We start from the raw sequence: 2913 nt of genomic DNA on the forward strand, positions 1-2913 counted from the left end.
GGCCATCGTCGCCTGCGCCGTCGCCCTGGTCGTCGAGGGTGCCCGCAAGAAGTTCATGAAGTACCTGCAGACCGCCCGGATGAGCCCCAGGACGCGTCGCGTCGTCGAGGTGCTGGGCGTGACGGGAACCATCGCGCGGGGGCTGGTCTTCGCGCTGGCTGGCGTGCTGGTGATCGATGCGGCGGTCACCCATAAGGCAGCCGAGTCCGGCGGCATCGACAAGGCGCTGCTGACACTGCGCGATCAGCCGTTCGGCGAGTTCCTGGTGCTGCTGGCCGCGGCCGGCCTCATCATCTTCGGTGTCTACGGGCTTTGCGAGGCCCGCTGGCGGAAGGTCTGAACCCGGTGGCTGACGTCGCCGTGGTGGCGCACTCGCGGAAAAGCCTTGGCGGCGGCCTGCCCGAGCTGCGGCGGATCCTGGCCCTCGAAGGCGTGACCGATCCCCTCTGGTACGAGGTGAAGAAGAGCCGCCGCGCTCCCAAGTACGCGCGGCGGGCGGCGGCCAAAGGGGCCGACGTGATGTTCGTCTGGGGTGGCGACGGCACCGTCCAGCGATGCATCGACGCGGTGGCGGACACGGACACCGCCGTGGCGATCCTGCCCGCGGGCACCGCGAACCTGCTGGCGGCGAACCTGAACGTGCCGCACGATCTCGCCGAGGCGGTGCGGGTCGGGCTGCACGGCGACCGGCGCCGGCTAGACACCGGCTCGGTGAACGGGGAACGCTTCACGGTCATGGCAGGCGCGGGCTTCGACGCGCGGATGATCTCCGACGCTGACCGGGGCGCGAAGGACCGGCTGGGCCGCGCCGCCTACGTCGTCACCGGGATAAGGAATCTCCGTGCGCGCCGGGTGCGGGCGACTATCAAGGTGGACGGCAAACGCTTCTTCGAAGGCAAGGTCTCGTGCGTGCTGACCGCGAATGTCGGCAAGATACTCGGCGGAGTCGAGGCCTTCCCGCAGGCGCAACCGGACGACGGGCGCCTCGAGCTAGGGGTGGTGACCGCCCGGAACCCGGTCGAGTGGGCCAGGACGTTCGGCCGGCTCGCCCTCGGGCATCCAGAGCAGTCTCCCTTCGCCAAGATCACGCAGGGTACGAAGTTCAGGATCCGGTTCGACGAGAAGATCCGCTTCGAACTCGACGGCGGTGCCCGCCCGGCCAGTAAGAAACTGCGCATCAAGGTCCATCCTGGCTCGGTCACGGTCTGCGTCCCGCCCAGGCAAGACTGAGATCCTTTCCCGGCTACCCCGAAGAAGAGTCGAACGCGATCACGGTCTTGATGCCCTTCTGCCTGCCCAAGATCAGCTCGGGTGCCTGCTCCGGGGGGTAGCGGCCAGCGATGAGCGTCTGGACTGCCTCGGGCCAGCGCTGCCGGAAAAGTTCCAGGTCCCGCAGCGCGGATGCGAAGTCGTCAGGCCCGGCGTTCACCGTGCCCAGCAGGATCTGGTTTTTCAGCACCATGTCCCGCATCCGGCGGGCCGAGTCCGACTCGGTGAAGGCCTGCACACCAGGGACGCCGGTGAGCACGAAGATCCCGTTGGTCCCCAGCCAGCCCAACGCCTCCAGAGCGAAGTGTGAATGCCCGGCGGCTTCGTAGACCAGGTCGATGTTGCCCACCTGTTTCGCCAGGTCCGCGAGCGTCGTGGCCTGGCTGGAGACATAAGTCGCGCCGATGGCGGTGACCAGGTCGATCCGCGGGCTTGGCGGCAGCTCGCGCGAGTAAACGTAGGTCGTGAAGCCGGCCGTGGCCATGACCATCGCGCCCAGCAATCCGACCGGCCCGACGCCGAGCACCAGCGCGGAAAGCCCCCGCCCGCGCTCCTCGGCCGGCGTCGCGGGATCGAGCCACGGCGGCCGCTGCCGCATCATCCAGGAGACCTGCGCGAGTGCCTTCTCCGCGACGGTCAGCGGCTCGGCCAGGACCGCGAACTCCCGCAGGCCAGGCGGCACGAGATTCAGGTACCGCTCGTGGTCCACGACGTACTCGGTCATATAGCCGTGCGCCTCTTTGATGCCGCGTTCGGTGAAGTCACCGGTGTAGCAGTAATCCTGATGCCCGGACCGGCAGGCCAGGCAGCCGGGATGGGGACACGGGCGGCGCACGGACGGGATGACGAGATCACCTGGCTGGAAGCGCTCGACCGCGGATCCGGTCGCGACCACCTCGGCCAGCGACTCATGGCCGATCACCAGGTAGTCATCACCCGGCGGGGGCGTCCCGTACTCGAACGTGCAGATCTCCCAGTCGGTGCCGCAGATGCCGACGTCGAGGATCCGCAGCAGGACCTGGTCGGGCTGGGAGATCCCCGGCTCCTTCTGCTCGATGACCTTGACTTCGCGGGATCCCGGGAACACTGAGACTGCCTTCATGTTCTCCTCCGGTGATGCCCGGAAACAATCATTGTCGGCACCCCCGAGGGCACAGCTTAACGCTGCGGTATCTGATGACTGCTAGTGGCCGCAACGGGCTCAGGTTGTGCGGTTAGCCGGCGCAGTCACCACAGGTCCGTTCCGAATTATCCAGAACGGTCTCGTGGTCAAGCGATGACCCGCTGCAACACCGCCTGCCGGGCCGTGTGACAATCGTGCTATCTCCGATAGTGGTAGGGGGATCGTGGTATGTCCGATGGTGGTGGGGGGCCTGCCGTCGGCGGACCCGCGATGCTTACCGCGGAGGAGCTCAGGCTCAGGGAGACCCGGGAAGGCGTGCCGTGGCGCGCCTGGGGGCCTTATCTCAGCGAGCGCCAATGGGGCACGGTCCGGGAGGACTACAGCCAGAACGGGGACGCCTGGTCGTACTTCAGTCACGATCAGGCGCGGTCTCGCGCGTACCGGTGGGGCGAGGACGGCCTCGCCGGGATCAGCGACGACAAGCAGCGGCTGTGCCTGGCGCTGGCGCTATGGAACGAGCG

At 67.8% G+C, this 2913-nt stretch carries 4 protein-coding genes; 3 read left to right on the forward strand and 1 reads right to left on the reverse strand.

What is annotated here, in order from left to right:
- Together WA805_RS12250 and WA805_RS12255 are read left to right on the forward strand one after the other, a co-directional pair.
- Positions 1 to 340, forward strand: a 340-nt coding sequence (locus WA805_RS12250) for a DUF1206 domain-containing protein (protein WP_425242390.1), incomplete at its 5' end; no start/stop codon positions are given.
- Between the two features lie 5 nt (positions 341 to 345).
- On the forward strand, positions 346 to 1230 hold the full coding sequence (locus tag WA805_RS12255) for a diacylglycerol/lipid kinase family protein (RefSeq protein ID WP_422338732.1): 885 nt from the start codon (positions 346 to 348) through the stop codon (positions 1228 to 1230).
- Between the two features lie 13 nt (positions 1231 to 1243).
- Here the strand turns inward: WA805_RS12255 and WA805_RS12260 are convergent, their stop codons facing one another.
- Positions 1244 to 2371 (reverse strand): glucose 1-dehydrogenase, encoded by a 1128-nt coding sequence (locus WA805_RS12260; RefSeq protein WP_425242391.1) that lies wholly within the window; start codon positions 2369 to 2371, stop codon positions 1244 to 1246.
- 291 nt (positions 2372 to 2662) lie between these two features.
- On the opposite strand from WA805_RS12260, the gene WA805_RS12265 reads away from it, so the two are divergent.
- The coding region (locus tag WA805_RS12265; RefSeq protein ID WP_425242392.1) for a hypothetical protein at positions 2663 to 2913 on the forward strand (251 nt) is incomplete at its 3' end.

Origin of the sequence: Trebonia sp., assembly GCF_049794275.1 — a bacterium.
GTDB lineage: Bacteria > Actinomycetota > Actinomycetes > Streptosporangiales > Streptosporangiaceae > Trebonia.

What these genes read in the sequence shown, in the direction of transcription:
- WA805_RS12260 (WP_425242391.1), bottom strand. Translation starts at nt 2,371, where the DNA reads ATGAAGGCAGTCTCAGTGTTCCCGGGATCCCGCGAAGTCAAGGTCATC.